At 43.5% G+C, this 17,007-nt stretch carries 13 protein-coding genes; all 13 read left to right on the forward strand.

Going from position 1 to position 17,007, the window contains the following annotated elements:
* Positions 1 to 48: 48 nt before the first annotated feature.
* The 13 genes from ACSAJE_RS12225 (at position 49) to ACSAJE_RS12285 (ending at position 16,961) form a co-directional block, all read left to right on the forward strand.
* Complete coding sequence (locus ACSAJE_RS12225; RefSeq protein WP_458009226.1) at positions 49 to 2,208, forward strand: hypothetical protein; 2,160 nt, start codon at positions 49 to 51, stop codon at positions 2,206 to 2,208.
* 293 nt (positions 2,209 to 2,501) lie between these two features.
* The gene (locus tag ACSAJE_RS12230; protein WP_022026067.1) at positions 2,502 to 2,720 is read left to right on the forward strand and encodes a cation transporter; all 219 of its coding nucleotides are present in this window, start codon (positions 2,502 to 2,504) and stop codon (positions 2,718 to 2,720) included.
* Positions 2,721 to 2,737: 17 nt separating this feature from the next.
* The gene (locus ACSAJE_RS12235) at positions 2,738 to 4,615 is read left to right on the forward strand and encodes a heavy metal translocating P-type ATPase (RefSeq protein WP_458009227.1); all 1,878 of its coding nucleotides are present in this window, start codon (positions 2,738 to 2,740) and stop codon (positions 4,613 to 4,615) included.
* A 144-nt stretch (positions 4,616 to 4,759) separates the two neighbouring features.
* The gene (locus tag ACSAJE_RS12240; protein WP_022026065.1) at positions 4,760 to 5,134 is read left to right on the forward strand and encodes an ArsR/SmtB family transcription factor; all 375 of its coding nucleotides are present in this window, start codon (positions 4,760 to 4,762) and stop codon (positions 5,132 to 5,134) included.
* 185 nt (positions 5,135 to 5,319) lie between these two features.
* The gene (gene nifS / locus ACSAJE_RS12245; protein ID WP_022026064.1) at positions 5,320 to 6,498 is read left to right on the forward strand and encodes a cysteine desulfurase NifS; all 1,179 of its coding nucleotides are present in this window, start codon (positions 5,320 to 5,322) and stop codon (positions 6,496 to 6,498) included.
* A gap of 28 nt (positions 6,499 to 6,526) precedes the next feature.
* The gene (nifU, locus tag ACSAJE_RS12250; protein ID WP_118690678.1) at positions 6,527 to 6,961 is read left to right on the forward strand and encodes a Fe-S cluster assembly scaffold protein NifU; all 435 of its coding nucleotides are present in this window, start codon (positions 6,527 to 6,529) and stop codon (positions 6,959 to 6,961) included.
* Between the two features lie 6 nt (positions 6,962 to 6,967).
* Complete coding sequence (locus tag ACSAJE_RS12255; RefSeq protein ID WP_118690679.1) at positions 6,968 to 7,402, forward strand: RrF2 family transcriptional regulator; 435 nt, start codon at positions 6,968 to 6,970, stop codon at positions 7,400 to 7,402.
* Between the two features lie 356 nt (positions 7,403 to 7,758).
* Positions 7,759 to 9,810 carry a DHH family phosphoesterase gene (locus ACSAJE_RS12260; protein WP_458009228.1) on the forward strand — a complete coding sequence of 684 codons (2,052 nt, stop codon included), beginning with the start codon at positions 7,759 to 7,761 and terminating at the stop codon, positions 9,808 to 9,810.
* A 120-nt stretch (positions 9,811 to 9,930) separates the two neighbouring features.
* Complete coding sequence (rplI, locus tag ACSAJE_RS12265) at positions 9,931 to 10,377, forward strand: 50S ribosomal protein L9 (RefSeq protein WP_458009229.1); 447 nt, start codon at positions 9,931 to 9,933, stop codon at positions 10,375 to 10,377.
* 22 nt (positions 10,378 to 10,399) lie between these two features.
* Positions 10,400 to 11,743: a replicative DNA helicase gene (gene dnaB, locus ACSAJE_RS12270; RefSeq protein WP_118506564.1), complete on the forward strand. Its 1,344-nt coding sequence runs from the start codon at positions 10,400 to 10,402 to the stop codon at positions 11,741 to 11,743.
* Positions 11,744 to 11,882: 139 nt separating this feature from the next.
* Positions 11,883 to 13,232: a glucose-6-phosphate isomerase gene (locus tag ACSAJE_RS12275; RefSeq protein ID WP_022024562.1), complete on the forward strand. Its 1,350-nt coding sequence runs from the start codon at positions 11,883 to 11,885 to the stop codon at positions 13,230 to 13,232.
* Between the two features lie 285 nt (positions 13,233 to 13,517).
* A complete protein-coding gene (locus ACSAJE_RS12280) occupies positions 13,518 to 16,250 on the forward strand; it encodes an ATP-binding protein (protein ID WP_458009230.1) in 2,733 nt (910 codons plus the stop codon).
* Between the two features lie 39 nt (positions 16,251 to 16,289).
* A complete protein-coding gene (locus tag ACSAJE_RS12285; protein WP_458009231.1) occupies positions 16,290 to 16,961 on the forward strand; it encodes a polysaccharide deacetylase family protein in 672 nt (223 codons plus the stop codon).
* Positions 16,962 to 17,007: the final 46 nt, after the last annotated feature.

The following is a 17,007-nucleotide window of genomic DNA, read 5'->3' on the forward strand; positions in this document are numbered from 1 at the left end:
CATAGATGTTGAGAGAACAGCAGGGACAAATGGAGGGATTGAGAGGGTATGCACAAGTTAATGCAGTTTTTTTATCGATTCAGTCTGTATTTTACTGCGGTGATCGCCGGAATATTATTGGCGATGTCGATGGTATGTATGTACGGATATAAGGAGTATCTTTCCGGTGGCAACTATGCGTTAGGTAATGTGGCAGTGATACTGTTGGCGGTTGCGCTGGGGGTACTTTTGGTGATGTTGTACCGCAAAATGCAGGGCACCGGCCAGAAAGCGACAGTGATTCTGTTTCTTTCAATCATTTTGTTACAGATTGGATTTTTGGTATTCGTATCGCATCCGATGTCAATCAGCGACCCGGCACGCGTTCAGAATGAAGCGTTGCAGATGGTAAAAACGCAGCATGGACAGATGAATACGAAGGATGAATATTTTCAGCGGTATTCTAACAATCATTTCATGCTGGTATTTTTCTATTACTATTATAAATTATTATTTCGAATCGGCATCACGCATGTTGTTATTCCGAATATTGTGCTGAATATCTTCTGTGTGGATATAGGTATTTATATTACGTATCGAACCGCAAAGAGATTGCGAGGTATAGGATTTGCAAACTGGGTGTTATTACTCTTTTTGCTTTGCCCGACGATTTATGTATGGCTGACAACAGTATATACCAACACGATCTCTTTTCCGTTTGTTATGGCGGTGTTGTATCTGGCGTTATGGCTGCGCCATGAGAATCTGACGGTGAAAAATATTATCAAATGTATATTACTCGGTTTGATGATGGCGGTCGGTTACTGGATTCGGCCTACGACGATCTTGCCGATCCTGGCGATGATCTTATTTGCGGCAGTGCAATTTTTTAAAGATCCGATCTTTGTAAAAAGTGGGGATAGAAGATATGTGAACCCCAAGTGGAATCTGCTCCATAAAGCTTCTGGCAGGAGAAATACGATCGTTAAGGCTGTTCTTGTAGTGGCGGTTTTTGCCGTTACATTTACAGCGTGCGGCAAGCTGGTTGATCGTCATGTGAATTCTGATCAGGTGACAGGCAGTTTCCCGGTGACGCACTGGCTGATGATGGGGCTGAACCAGAAAAGCTATGGTGGATATGCCAGAGAAGATGAGGCATATACGGAGAGCTTTCCAACAAAAGATATGAAAACACGTGCGGACATTACGCGTGCGAAGGGACGATTGCATCAGCTGGGCTTGATCGGTGTGGTCCGTCAGATGGGAACGAAGATGCTTCGTGTTTGGGCGATGGGCGATGATGATTCATTGCCAAAAGCTTCATATGCAAGTGATTTTCCGGTACTGTATGAGTATGTGATGGGAAAAGATTGTGGCGCGGCAGTGATCTATACACAGGCGTTTCGTGTTTGTATTTTCGCATTTTTATTATTCTGTGTGATACGACAGATTAGGCGGCGGGACTGCGAAGAAATGTTTTTGTTTACGCTGACGTTCCTGGGGGCTGTGATGTTCTTTATTTTGTGGGAGGCAAACCGCAAATATAATATATGTTTTATGGGCGTTTATCTTATGTTGATGGCAGAGGGAGGCCGTTACGCCTCAGCAAAAGCAGAAGAGAGCGGAGATCGTATTGTTTTTGCTAAGTTGACTAGAAAGAAAGCTGCAGTTAGTGTTGGTGTCCTGTGCTTGGGTGCAACGATACTGATCCAAATTCCGCTGCTTCGCTCTCATCAGCGAATATTGGATAAACGATATTATCAAAGTCGTAATTTTCCGGATGCCGTACCGATAAGTTATGTTACGAATAAAACGCCGAAACTTGTGGAGCAGACCTTACAGAAGGGGCAGTATGCAACCAAGGATCAATGGAATATATTGGTGATCTCTTTTGGGCTGGATGGGGTAGACCTTAGTTCTACGAAAGAAGAGTATGAAGTTTCCCTTATTTCCAGGGAGGATGGTAAGTACCTGTATCGGGGGAAAATTGCGCCATGCAATCTGACAGAAAAACGACAGCTTCGAATTTATGTAACGGGCAAAAAGAAGGTTACGGAAGAGGGATATCTGCTTCGAATGAAACATATCGGCTCAGAATATCATATGCTGCCAACAGTCAACAAATTCCCGGATCTTGATCCGTATCCGTACGGCGAGTTGTCGATCGATGGAAAGCAGACGAAATTTGATCTGAATATGAGACTTCTTTATAGCGGAGGCAAACAATGATCACACCATTGGCATTATAGGCAATGTGTGATTCGGACGGTAACTTTCGGCATGGAAAGTTTGAGTAAGTAATTCAGTATTTGCAGATAGAAGTATATTTGGTTTGTGACACTGTAATCATAAATTATAAGAAACCACTTGACAGTGGTTTCTTTTTTGTTATAATAAAGAAAACGTATGAATGATTATTCATATGTTAATATAAACAATCAAACAAACAAGTAGAGGAATACTTGGAAAGGAGATGCCTGCACGTCAAGAGATGCAGGTAGAGAAAGAAAGGAGTTTTTATTATGAAAAAGACGTATAAGATTGATGTGGATTGCGCAAACTGTGCAGCAAAGATGGAGGAAGCTGCTAAGAACACAGCAGGAGTAAAGGATGCGACTGTGAACTTTATGACCTTAAAGATGATCGTAGAATTTGAAGATGGCTGTGATCCTAAGAGTGTTATGCCGGATGTGCTTAAGAATTGCAAAAAGGTAGAGGATGACTGCGAGATCTTTCTGTAGAGTGAGGAGAGATTGTAATGAATAAAAAACAAAAAAAAGTATTGATCCGAATTATCGTGGCAGCAGTATTGATGATCGCGTTATCTGTAATGCCGGTTGTCCCGTCAAAAGGTGTGATACGGTTTGTACTATTTATGATCCCGTATCTGGTGATCGGCTATGATATATTAAGAAAAGCGTTTAAGGGCATCTTAAATCGTCAGGTCTTTGATGAAAATTTTTTAATGGCAGTGGCTACGGTCGGAGCAATTTTGCTCGGAGACTATGTTGAGGGAACCGCTGTTATGCTGTTTTACCAGATCGGTGAACTTTTTCAGAGTTATGCAGTTGGCAAAAGCCGCCGCAATATCAGCGAATTGATGGATATTCGTCCGGATTATGCGAATATTGAGGTGGATGGAGAGATCACACAGGTAGATCCGGACGAAGTTGAGATCGGCACGGTGATCGTAGTCCAGCCGGGAGAAAAAGTACCGATCGATGGTGTTGTAGAACAGGGAAAGGCATCCTTAAATACGAGTGCATTGACCGGAGAGAGTAAGCCAAGAGAGGTGCAAGAGGGCGATGAAGTCATCAGCGGCTGCATTAATATGACCGGACTGCTTCATATCCGCACTACGAAAGAATTTGGTGAGTCAACCGTATCTAAGATTTTGGATCTGGTGGAAAATTCCAGTTCCAAGAAATCGAGATCTGAGAATTTTATTACAAAATTTGCGAAATATTATACACCGGCGGTATGCTATGGTGCGTTGGCGCTTGCTGTTTTGCCGCCACTTGTGAGAATGTTTGCGATGGGGTTGGATCCGAGCTTTGGAGATTGGATCTACCGCGCGTTGACATTTTTGGTTATCAGTTGTCCGTGTGCATTGGTTATCAGTATCCCGTTAAGTTTCTTCGCGGGACTGGGAGGAGCAAGCCACGAAGGTGTACTTGTAAAGGGATCTAATTATTTAGAGACGTTAGCCGGTGTGAAGTGTGTGGTGTTTGATAAGACCGGTACAATGACACAGGGCGTCTTTGAAGTGATCGGCGTACACCACAGTAAGCTGGAAGAACAGAAATTGTTGGAATATGCTGCACACGCAGAGTGCCATTCAACGCATCCGATCAGTAAGAGTTTGTGTAAGGCATATCAGGGCAAGATCGATCAGAGCAGAGTGACAGACGTAGAAGAAATTGGCGGCAATGGCATTATTGCTGTTGTTGACGGCAAAAAGATCGCAGTTGGCAATAGCAAATTGATGAGGAAGATTGGTGTAGCGTGTCAGGAATGCCACAAAGTAGGGACGGTCGTTCATGTTGCTATTGATGGGGAGTATAGCGGACATATACTGATCGCAGATGTGCTCAAGCCAAATGCAAAAAAGGCAATTGAGGCGCTTCATCGTGCCGGTATCGCGCATACAGTTATGCTGACAGGGGATGACAGCCGCGTAGCAGCACAGATAGCAGAGGAACTTCGCATTTCTGAGGTTCACAGTGAATTGCTGCCGGGAGACAAAGTGACACAGTTAGAGGCACTGTTAGACAAACAGCCTGCTAAATCAAAACTTGCTTTTGTCGGTGATGGTATTAATGACGCACCGGTGCTGTCGAGGGCGGATATTGGTATTGCTATGGGAGCACTCGGCTCCGATGCAGCGATTGAAGCGGCAGATGTGGTTTTGATGGATGATGATCCCTTAAAGATTTCCAAGGCAATCCGCATTGCACGTAAATGTATCCGCATTGTTTATGAGAATATTTACTTTGCAATCGGCATTAAGCTGCTGTGTCTGCTTTTGGGAGCGATTGGAATTGCTAACATGTGGTTTGCAATCTTTGCGGATGTCGGGGTTATGGTATTAGCCGTATTGAATGCGATCCGTGCTCTGTTTGTGAAGAAGTTATAACTCAAACTTCGTGCATCCAAAGTTGCCGTTATAATTTGTTTGGGTCAGATATGGTAAAGTGGTGTCAATAGGAGGGAATATTGACACCGCTTTTTTGAAACTATAAAATAAACATGGATATTGACAGAAAGAATAGGTGAGACTATGCAGAAAGATTTAGATAAAGAACCGGTATGCTGCGAGACAGTGGAAGTGCATGAGGACTTGCTGCGGATCGTGGAACAGACAATGCCGGAGGAGACAGAATTGTATGATCTGGCAGAGCTGTTCAAGGTGTTTGGGGATTCCACCCGCATACGGATCCTGTTTGTGCTTTCTTCGGCGGAAGTATGTGTGTGTGATCTGGCGAGAGTGCTTAATATGACGCAGTCGGCGATCTCTCATCAATTGCGCATTCTCAAGCAAAATAAATTGGTCAAAAGCCGCAGAGAAGGCAAATCCATTTTTTATTCTCTGGCAGATGGACATGTTAGTACGATCATTGCACAGGGACGCGATCATATTGAGGAGGATGCATAACATATTGTTATCACAAAAAGTTAGTTGTTTCTTACGATATGACTTGCATTTCCTAGTCAAGTAGTGTAAATTATCTAATGGAAACAGAAAAATTAAGAGACTGCTCTGTTATCATTTCATAGTATGCATAGGTGCATAGTGTGAAAAGTAGACCATTACGATATCATAGAAAGGAAGAGATAGACATGAGCAAATTGATTTATTTGGATAATGCGGCAACAACGAAGGTACATCCGCAGGTGTTGGAGGCAATGATGCCTTATTTTTCTGAGGAATATGGCAATCCATCCAGTATATATAGTTTCGCAGGTAAGAGTAAGAAGGCTGTAGAGGATGCCAGACAAACAGTGGCTGACTTTTTGGGTGCCAATGCTAATGAGATTTATTTTACAGGTGGTGGAAGTGAGTCTGATAACTGGGCGCTGAAAGCGACAGCTTTTGCGAAGAAAGAAAAAGGAAATCATATTATTACTTCTGCGATAGAGCATCATGCAATCCTGCATACATGTGAATATTTGGAAAAGAATGGTTTTGAGGTGACTTACGTTGGAGTAGATGAGGATGGAGTGATCAAGCTGGATGAGCTGAAAGCAGCTATTCGCCCGACAACGATCATGATCTCGGTTATGTTTGCAAACAATGAGATTGGTACCATTCAGCCGATCAAGGAGATCGGTGAGATTGCTAAAGAGCATGACATTATTTTCCATACCGATGCAGTACAGGCTTATGGACATGTTCCGATCAATGTGGACGAGTATCATATTGATATGTTGAGTGCCAGTGGACATAAGATTAACGGGCCAAAGGGAATCGGTATTATGTATTTGCGCAATTCTGTTAAGATTGGACCATTTATTCATGGTGGGGCACAGGAGAGAAATCGCCGTGCCGGCACACATAATGTTCCGGGAATTGTTGGCTTTGGTAAAGCAACGGAGATCGCTAAAGAGACAATGGCAGAACGAAGTGCCTATGAGACGAAGTTGAGAGATCGCCTGATTGAGGGTCTTACTGCAATTCCGAATTCCAGACTGAATGGACACCGTACGAATCGTCTTCCTAACAATGTAAATGTTGGATTTGAATTTATTGAGGGTGAGTCTATGCTGATCCTGTTGGATCAGAAAGGAATCTGCGGCTCTAGCGGATCTGCATGTACTTCGGGTTCTTTGGATCCGTCTCATGTATTATTGGCGATAGGGCTGCCGCACGAGAAAGCACATGGTTCTCTGCGATTGACCTTATCCGAGGAGACAACCGAAGAAGATGTAGATTTTGTCATTGAGCAGGTGAAAGCAAATGTGGACAGACTTCGAAGCATGTCACCATTGTATACCGATTATTTGAAGAGTCAGCAATAAGAATAGAACAAGATGGAGGATAAACGATATGTATAGTGAAAAGGTAATGGATCATTTCAGTAATCCTAGAAATGTGGGTGAGATCGAAGATGCCAGCGGTGTAGGAACTGTTGGTAATGCCAAATGTGGCGATATTATGCGTATGTATCTTGATATTGATGAAAACCAGGTGATTCGTGACTGTAAGTTTAAGACATTTGGCTGTGGTGCAGCAGTTGCAACAAGCAGTATGGCGACGGAGATGGTTATCGGCAAGACGGTACAGGAAGCTTTGGAAGTAACGAATGTGGCAGTTATGGAAGCATTAGATGGACTTCCACCGGTAAAGGTACACTGCTCCTTGTTGGCAGAAGAAGCAATTCATGCAGCGCTGTGGGATTATGCTGAGAAGAATCATATTAAGATCGAAGGGTTAAAGAAACCAAAGAATGATATTAACGATGAAGAGCCGGCGGAGGACTAAGCGATTATGAAAATTTCAACGAAAGGAAGATACGCATTGCGGCTGATGCTTGATATTGCAATGCATGACGCAGCGGGGCCGGTGCGTATTAAGGATGTTGCTGCGCGACAGGAGATCTCAGATAAGTATTTGGAACAGATCGTATCGGTTCTGAATAAGGCAGGATACGTCCGCTCTATACGTGGACCGCAGGGCGGATATCAATTGATCCGCAAGCCGAAAGACTACACTGTAGGGATGATCTTGCGACTGACCGAGGGCAGTCTTGCACCAGTCGGTTGTCTCGAATATGAGGAAAATGATTGCCCGAGACAGGAGATGTGCGCCACCTTGAAGTTGTGGAAAATGTTGGATGAATCCATTAAATCGGTTGTGGACAAAGTGACTTTGGAAGATCTGTTAGAGTGGCAGGAAGAGGTCGGATCGGATTATGTGATCTAATACTGTTTATTTATATGAGGAAGCAAGGAGTCGAAAATGTATTTGACTCCTTGTTTTTTATTTTACTAAAACTTCCCATACCGGAAGTTGCTGTAAGAACAACATATTGCTTATTATGTCAATGACTATATTGCATTTTGCAGTCACCAAAGAGTGATTTCTGCCATCCGAGAACTATAGTAATTGCCTTGTCGCATTCTCGTTTTTGGTGATTTCTAAAAAACCGGAAAACGCTGGTCTTGGTCTTTATGGAGCAATTTGACGTATCGTGGCATATGATGGTATACTATATAAATTAGGGAAATGTTTCGTTTTGCCTAGAATGACAAGATCATTTGCGGCAAGAAAGGAGATATATGAAAAGAGGTTTCAAGCTGCGAGGTAGACTGCGGCTTCATCTTGGCTGGCCATTGTGGTTGAGCATTCTCTTATTGCCTATGGTGATGCAACTATATATTGCGGACCGTAAAGCAGGTATCATAGGAACGTGCTATTTTCTTGCATTCTTTTTATGTGCATTGATCATTCGCTACGGCGGTCACAAGAAGATGCGGCGGGATTTGATCCATTTTGCCAGCACGTATGGTCAGATGCAGATGCAGACGATGAAAGAACTCAGTGTTCCATTTGCGGTATTGAGCGAAGAGGGGCAACTGCTTTGGGGCAATGATGAGTTTGTACGCATAGCAGTCAATAAAAAAGCAGCCAGACGCAATATTGCCAATGTATTTCCGGAGATTTCGGAGAATAGTCTTCCGGTGGACGGTGGCAGGAAAGTAATACACATACACGCTGGAGATAAATATTATCGGGCGGTACTTTCGTTAGTGTCAGATGATGGATTCAACGTGGATGATCAGATCATGCCAATGGATCAGCTGTTGGAAACAAAGCAGTTGATCGCAATGTTTCTGTACGATGAGACGGAAATGATCGAATTGGAAGAGCGGCGAGAGGAAGAGAATCTTATCGTAGGCCTTCTTTACATCGATAATTTTGATGAAATGTTAGACAGTATTGATGAAGTACGCCAATCTCTGATGACAGCACTGATCGACCGTAAGATCAACAAAACAATGCAGGCAATCGATGCTATATGTAAAAAAATAGAAAAGGACAAATTCCTGTTTGTCTTTAAGCAGAAATATTTACAGGAATTGATGAATGATCGTTTTTCTGTTTTGGAAGAGATACGAAATATCAATATTGGAAATGAGCAGACAGCAACGATCTCGATCGGTATTGGTGTCGGTAAGGGAACATTTAACGAACGCTATGAATGGGCGCGTGCAGCTATTGATCTTGCGCTTGGACGTGGCGGTGATCAGGCGGTGATCAAAAACGGTGATCAGGAACAATTCTATGGGGGCAAACGTGTTCAGATCGAGCGCAATACCCGTGTTAAGGCTCGTGTCAAAGCGCATGCTTTGCGAGAGTTGATCGAAGGAAAAGAGCGTGTTGTCGTCATGGGGCATTCCATCGGAGACGCGGATTCGTTTGGAGCTTCGGTCGGCATTTACCGTATTGCTAAGGCATTAAACCGCAAGGCACATATTGTTGTCGATGAGGTGAATGCTTCGGTACGCCCGTTAAAAGAACGCTTTTATACGAACGATTATGATGACGATATGCTCGTAAGTGGCGAAGAGGCGGTCAGGCTTGTGGATGAGACTACGTTGTTAGTTATTGTCGATGTCAACAAGGGAGAACATACAGAGTGTCCTGAGCTTATTGAATTGGCGCAGTCTATTGTGGTGATTGATCATCACAGACAGGCCGGTGATGCGATTGCAAAAGCCGTATTGTTTTATATTGAACCATATGCATCGTCAGCGAGTGAAATGGTGGCAGAGATCTGTCAGTATATTGGCGGCGGATTGAAGCTGCGTGCCGCCGAGGCAGAAGCGTTGTATGCCGGTGTAATGATCGATACGAATTATTTCACGGACAAGACAGGTGTGCGCACGTTTGAGGCAATGGCCTATCTGAAACGGAATGGTGCCGATTCTGTGCGTATCCGCAAGATGTTTCGTGAGGATATCAATGAGTACAAAATACAAGCAGAGGCCATTCAGAATACGGAATTGTATCTGGACCACTATGCGATCACAGAAAGTGAGTCTCGTGGAGTGGAGACGCCGACAGTGCTTGGTGCAAAGATTGCCAATTCCCTGTTGAATATCGAACAGGTAAAGGCATCATTTGTATTGACAAAATACAACGGCAAAGTATTTGTAAGCGCAAGGTCTATCGATGAGCTGAATGTGCAGCTAATGATGGAAAAACTCGGCGGAGGAGGTCATATTAATATGGCCGGTGCGCAGATTCCGGGACTGGATGTGGAGAGTGCAAAAGCACAGATCCGTGCATTGATCGATGCAATGATCGCTAATGGAGATGCAGACTAGCCGCGATGATCGGCAATAGAAATCCGGCTTAGCTGCGATGATTGGCAACGAGATGCGGACAGAGGCATATGTAGTGGTGTTGACATTTTTGGAAAATAGACGGAAACGGGGGATAAAGACATGGAAGTAATTTTATTAGAAGATGTAAAATCATTGGGGAAAAAGGGTGAACTGGTTAAAGTTAATGAAGGATACGCAAGAAATTTCTTGTTGAAGAAAAATCTTGGTATAGAGGCTACCGCAAAGAATAAAAATGACCTGAAATTGCAGAAACAGCATGAGGCGAAGCTGGCAAAGGAAAAATTAGAGGCAGCGAAAGCATTTGCGGAGGAGATGAAAGAAAAATCGATCACCGTATCCATTAGGATCGGCTCCGGTGGAAGAAGCTTTGGGTCGGTATCGACCAAAGAATTGGCAGTTGCAGCTAAAGAGCAGCTTGGGTATGAATTGGACAAAAAGAAGATGGTGCTGCAGGATCCGATCAAAAGTCCGGGCATCTTTACACTTCCGATCAAATTGCATCCTAAGGTAACGGGCGAGTTAAAGGTAATCGTCAAAGAGGTATAACCGCACAAAAGGAGAAACGTAGATGGAAGAAGCAGTGATCAAACGGATTCCGCCGCATAATATTGAGGCGGAGAGAGCGGTGATCGGCTCGATGATCATGGACCGGGATGCCATTTTGGTATGTTCAGAGATGCTGACAGCAGAAGATTTCTATCAGGGGCAATATGGCATACTTTTTGAGGCATTGCTCGATCTGTTTCGCGGTGGGATTGGTACAGATCTGATCACTCTGCAAAACAAGCTTCGTGAAAAAGAAGCTCCGCCGGAACTGTGCAGTGTCGAATACATTGGCAGTTTGCTAAATAGTGTGCCGATTTCTGCAAATGTAAAGTATTATGCCACGATTGTCAAAGAAAAAGCGATGCTTAGAAGGCTGATACAGACAGCTGAGAGGATTGCCAGTACTTGTTATATGGACAAAGAACCGTTAGAAGATATTTTGGATGCGACTGAAAAAAATATCTTTCAGGTGATGCAGCAGCGTACCGGCAGTGAGTTTGAACCGATTCGAGATGTTGTTTTGCGTACCTTAGATAGTATTGAGCAGGCGGCGAAACAGAAAGGGCATATTACCGGATTGGAGACCGGATTTCGGGATTTGGATTACAAGACAGCGGGTCTGCAAAAGTCCGATCTGATTTTGATCGCAGCACGTCCGGCTATGGGTAAGACAGCGTTTGTACTGAACCTGGCAGAATATATTGCATTGCATAGCGAGAGTACGATTGCGATGTTTAGCTTGGAAATGAGTAAGGAGCAGCTTGTGAAACGAATGCTTTCGATGAATTCTCATGTTGACTCCCAAAAGATAAGAACCGGTAATCTGGAAGACGAGGACTGGGACAGACTGGTGGGCAGTGTCCGGCGAATTGGTAATTCACATCTTGTGATTGACGACACATCAGGAATCACGGCGACAGAGCTTCGTTCCAAATGCCGTAAGTTAAAGATCGAGCAGGGATTAGATCTGGTTATTATCGATTACCTGCAGTTGATGTCGGGCAGTGGAAAGCGCAAAGGCGAGAACAGACAGCAGGAAATTTCGGAAATCTCCCGTTCTCTCAAAGTTATGGCGCGAGAATTAAACGTTCCGGTGATCGCTTTATCACAGTTATCACGTGCAGTTGAGCAGCGTCCGGACAAGAAACCGATGCTTTCTGATCTGCGTGAGTCCGGAGCGATCGAGCAGGATGCCGATATGGTTATGTTTTTGTATCGTGACGAATATTATAACCCGGACAGCGAGGAAAAAGGTGTGGCAGAGGTCATTATCGCAAAACAGCGTAGTGGTCCGACAGGATCGGTGAAACTGGCATGGTTAGCGAACTTGACGAAGTTTGGAAATCTGGAACAGGAAAGAAATTAACACTTGATTTACAGGCAGGAATTGATTAGAATATATAAGGTTGAATACAACCAACCAGGATTCATGCTTTGTGGCTGAGGAATCCCGCAAAGGATAGACCGAGTATAGAGATTGCAACAAGGAAGGATAGGAGGAAACCATGGCAAACAAGGTTACTTTTGATTACTCTCTGACAGAGAACGTAATTTCTGCAGACGAGATCAAATCAATGGAGAAAATTACAAACGACGCAAAAGAATTATTACTTAGCAAAGAAGGAGCAGGAAGTGATTTCTTAGGATGGATTGACCTTCCGATTGATTATGATAAGGAAGAATTCGCACGTATCCAGAAAGCTGCTGAGAAGATTCAGTCTGATTCAGAAGTGCTTTTGGTAATCGGTATCGGCGGTTCTTATTTGGGAGCAAGAGCAGCAATTGAGTTCTTGAGACATGGATTTTATAACAATGTGTCCAAAGAAATTCGTAAAACACCAGAGATTTATTACTGTGGTAACAATTTGAGCGGCACATATCTGTCACAGTTGATCGACGTGATCGGTGATCGTGACTTTTCCGTAAATATTATCAGCAAGTCCGGTACTACGACGGAGCCTGCTGTTGCATTCCGTATTTTCAAGGAAATGTTAGAGAAGAAATATGGTAAAGAGGAAGCTGCTAAGAGAATATATGCAACAACGGACAAGCAGAAAGGTGCGTTGAAGAACCTTGCTACAGAAGAAGGTTATGAGAGCTTTGTTGTACCGGATGATGTCGGAGGACGTTTCTCCGTACTTACCGCAGTTGGTTTACTTCCAATTGCTGTTAGTGGTGCAGACATTGCTAAGTTGATGGAAGGTGCAGCATCCATGCGCGAACTTTGCTTGGACAAAGATTTCGCAGACAATGATTCTATGAAGTATGCTGCGATCCGTAATATCTTATTACGCAAGGGGAAATCTGTGGAGATCCTTTGCAACTATGAGCCTGCATTCCACTATGTAGCTGAGTGGTGGAAACAGCTTTACGGAGAGAGCGAAGGTAAAGATCAGAAAGGTATTTTCCCGGCAGCAGTTGATTTGACAACAGATCTGCATTCCATGGGACAGTTCATTCAGGACGGAAGCCGTATCATGTTTGAGACAGTTATGGAATTAGAAGAGCCGACATTAGATGTAACGATTCAGGAAGAGCCGGTTGATCTTGATGGATTAAACTATTTGGCTGGCAAGAACCTTGACTTCATCAACAAGAGTGCGATGAAGGGAACACAGTTGGCACACGTTGATGGCGGTGTACCAAACTTGAGCGTAAAGGTTCCGGCACAGAATGAATATTATTTGGGTCAGTTATTCTACTTCTATGAGTTCGCCTGCGGTGTAAGTGGATATATCCTTGGTGTAAATCCATTTAACCAGCCGGGTGTTGAGAGCTATAAGAGAAATATGTTCGCATTGCTTGGTAAGCCAGGTTATGAGGCAGAGAGAGAAGAGCTCTTAAAGAGACTGTAATTGACGTAAATAGAGCAATTCGAAGTTATACAACAAAGGCAAATCCCCATTTTCCTGTTATGGATCTATGATGGCAGGGAAGAGGGGCTTTGCTTTTTTACTTTCATAGGAAAATGCTGTTGCGTAGTGTGATAATGCCAAGAATTGCTATAGCAATTCTTGTAAAGCAAAGCGCTGGCTTTGCTTTTTTTGATTTCATAGAAAATTATGGGGGAATAGGTTGGCGATAACGAAAAGTACAGGTATAATAAAGAGAAGATGTCAGGGAGGAGGATAGAAACATTTATGATAGATTGGAAGGGCGAGTTGTTTGAGTGGATGCCGGGCTGTATCGGAATATTTAGACATGATGGGAAATGTCTGCGTACGGTAGCGCTCAACGCTAAAATGCGTGACATACTTGGGGTGACAGAAGAAGATGTTCAGACAAGTACTTGTAAAGAGCTGCTGCAGATACATCCGGATGATAGAGAGAACCTTTACAGCAGTTTTGACCGGGCAATTATTGATAAAAGGGATACATTAGAAATCAAGGCACGGTTTTATAGACGGAAGTTGAAACAGTATGTCTGGTTTCAATCTAATTTTCAGTTTCAGTATCGGTCAGATGGTGAAACGATCATCTATGCATTATATCAAGATGTGACGTCACGTATGCGCATGAAGGAAAAGCTGCAGCACAACATTAAAACGATGCGGACAGCGATGGATCAGTGTGGTGTTTATTATGCTTTGTATGATATTGAAGCTAATACGGTCACTTATAACTCTAAAATGCAGCAAGATTTTGGAGTGCCTGCGGTAGCACGGCGACAAGTGGGACAACCACGTAGGTTGATGACCGAGTCCGGTCGGGCAGAATTAATCCGGTTGGAGAAGCTGCTTATGACGGGCAAGCAGGATTCGATCTCCCTAGAGATGGAAATACGACGTCCGATGCGAGGTGACTGGATATGGTCTAAGCAAAACTATACGGTTGCAGATCGTAATGAGCAGGGAGCACCGACGATGATCGCAGCTACGGCATTAGACATTACGAAAGAAAAGGAAGAGGAAAAGCGTTTTAGTCAGGAGAATATGTATCATCAACTCCTTTTTAATAATATGACATCGGTTATTCGAATCAATATTACGGCATGGAAAGTATTAGATTATGCCGGAGAATTTGTGTTGATTCATGGGAAGGAGAATGATCCGTTTGGTGTTATGATCGACCATATTACCGATGAAGAGCAAAAAAAGGAATTTACCCGTATTTTTCATCGAAATAATCTGATCCACTTATTTGAAAGCGGGCAGAGGCAGGTATCCTATACCTTTCGTAGTAAACGTCTTTCGGGAAAAACGCTGTGGATGAAGATTGTTTTAGATATGACGGCACGCGAGGGGGAAGATATATATGGCTTTGTATCGCTGCAGGATGTAGATCGTAATGTCATAAAAGAACTTGTTCGTGGGCAGGTAGTTGATTCGATGATCGACTTCATCGCATATTGGAATACGGCAGCGAATGACAGTCAGATCTTTACTCGGTATGAATGTTATCAGGTAGATGCTTCGTTTGAGGGTAAGAAAAAGGTGGAGAAACTGCAAGAACAGTTGATCAATCTGGTCATTCCGGAGGAAAGAGAAATCATCAATGCGCAGATGTCGTGGGAAGTAATACATGCCCGGATCCAACACGGACTCAGTTGGGATTTTATGTATCACGCACAGGATGAGGAACTTGGTGTACGTACTAAGCGTATTTTTGCTTTCTTTTTGGAAAATGATGAGAGCGTCATTGTGATGGTGCAGAGAGATGTTACAGATATCATGTCCGAACAGGAAAAGCAAAATGCAGAGTTGCAGCGGGCCTTGGAAATTGCCAATCGTGCCAGTCATGCCAGAGATGAGTTCCTGTCAAGCATGAGTCATGATCTTAGAACTCCTCTGAATGGAATTATTGGGGCGGCAGAGCTTGCGAAGCTTTTCGGAGATGAAGTTCCGGATATGGTACAGGAATATTTGGACGACATTATATCTTCCGGTCATTTTATGCTGAATCTGGTTAACGACATTTTGGATACCAACCGGTTGGCATCCGGTAAACTGGAATTGCATCTCAAGAAGATCGATATCCAGCATATCATACAGGATATGCGGCAGATATTTGGAGTTACATGTGCCGACAAAGGAATCAATCTTGTATTTGAACCGGGTGAAAATATTCATACCGTGTATGCAGATCCGGTGCGTATACAGCGAATATTTAGCAACCTGCTGTCAAATGCGATCAAGTTTACACCACCCGGTGGTACAGTATATTTTCGTGCAATAGAGCGTGAAATCATTGGCGACAAATACTTAGTGACTATTCAAGTTAAGGATACAGGAACCGGAATGAGTGAGGAATTTCAAGAGCATATGTTTGAAATCTTTGCACAGGAAGAAAATGATACCAATACCTTTAACATTGGAACGGGACTAGGGTTATCAATCGTAAAGAACCTGGTTGAACTGATGGGTGGAACAATACGATGCTCCAGTAAGCTGGGTGTGGGAACAGAGTTTTTTGTAACGATGCCATTTCAGCTTGCGGAAGAAGCAGAGGAGGAACAATCGGCAGAAAAATGTGCAATACAAGAGGAATTGCTTTGGGATCATCGAATACTGCTTGTTGAAGATCATGACTTAAACGCCAAGATCGTGACCAGATTGCTGGAGAGCAAGCAAATACAGGTGGAACGGGCCAAAAACGGCAAAGAGGCGGTTGAGTTGTATGCAGCAAGTGCTCCATATAGCTATGATGCAATCCTAATGGATATACAGATGCCGGTCATGGATGGCATTGAAGCAAGTAAGAAGATACGTATGCTGGAGCGGCCGGATGCAAGATTAATCCCGATCATAGCACTGACAGCCAACGTGTTTGATGTAGATGTGCAGCGCAGTAAGGCGGTAGAAATGAATGCACATCTGGTCAAACCGATCGATCCGCAGAAGCTGTTCCGGACATTGATCGCACTTTGGAAATAAATAGAGGAAAGAATAAAGCACAAGGAAGGACGGATGAGTATGTGTAAGAAAATGTTAACGTTTAGTTATGATGATGGTATTTATCAGGATGAGCGCTTGGTGGAGATATTTAATAAATATGGTATGAAAGCAACCTTTAATCTGAATACGGGAATTCAGTCTCCAGAGAGTAATTTTGAGATCGAGGGGATAAAGATTGCCCGCATGGAGCAGGAGGGACTGGCAAAATTATATGAGGGACATGAGATCGCTTTGCACGGCTTGACACATGCATCGCCCTCCGGTATCAAACCGGAAGATTATTCGCAGGAATATTTGCAGGATGCCCGTAACATTGAGAAACTATATGGAAAATACCCGGTTGGCATGGCTTACGCTTATGGTGATGTACCGGATCCGGTCGTTTCGTATTTGAAAGATATTGGTATTCGTTACGGAAGGACGGTAGAGAGTACGCATGGATTTGCTTTGCCGCAGGATCCGATGAGGCTTAATGCAACCTGTCATCATAACGATGATAAGTTGTTTGAGCTGGCAGAACAGTTTCTGGCTGCAAAACCAGATGAACCAATGTTGTTTTATGTGTGGGGACATAGCTATGAGTTTGATGTAAACAACAATTGGGAGCGAATAGAAGAACTCTGCAAAATGCTGGGCGGACGCGATGATATTTTTTATGGTACCAACGCACAATGTTTAGGATATATATAAGGCGGTTTTTGTCTCCTTTCCGGTAATATATATAGCGAAAGCAGTA

The organism is Jutongia sp. SJQ-6, assembly GCF_054161275.1.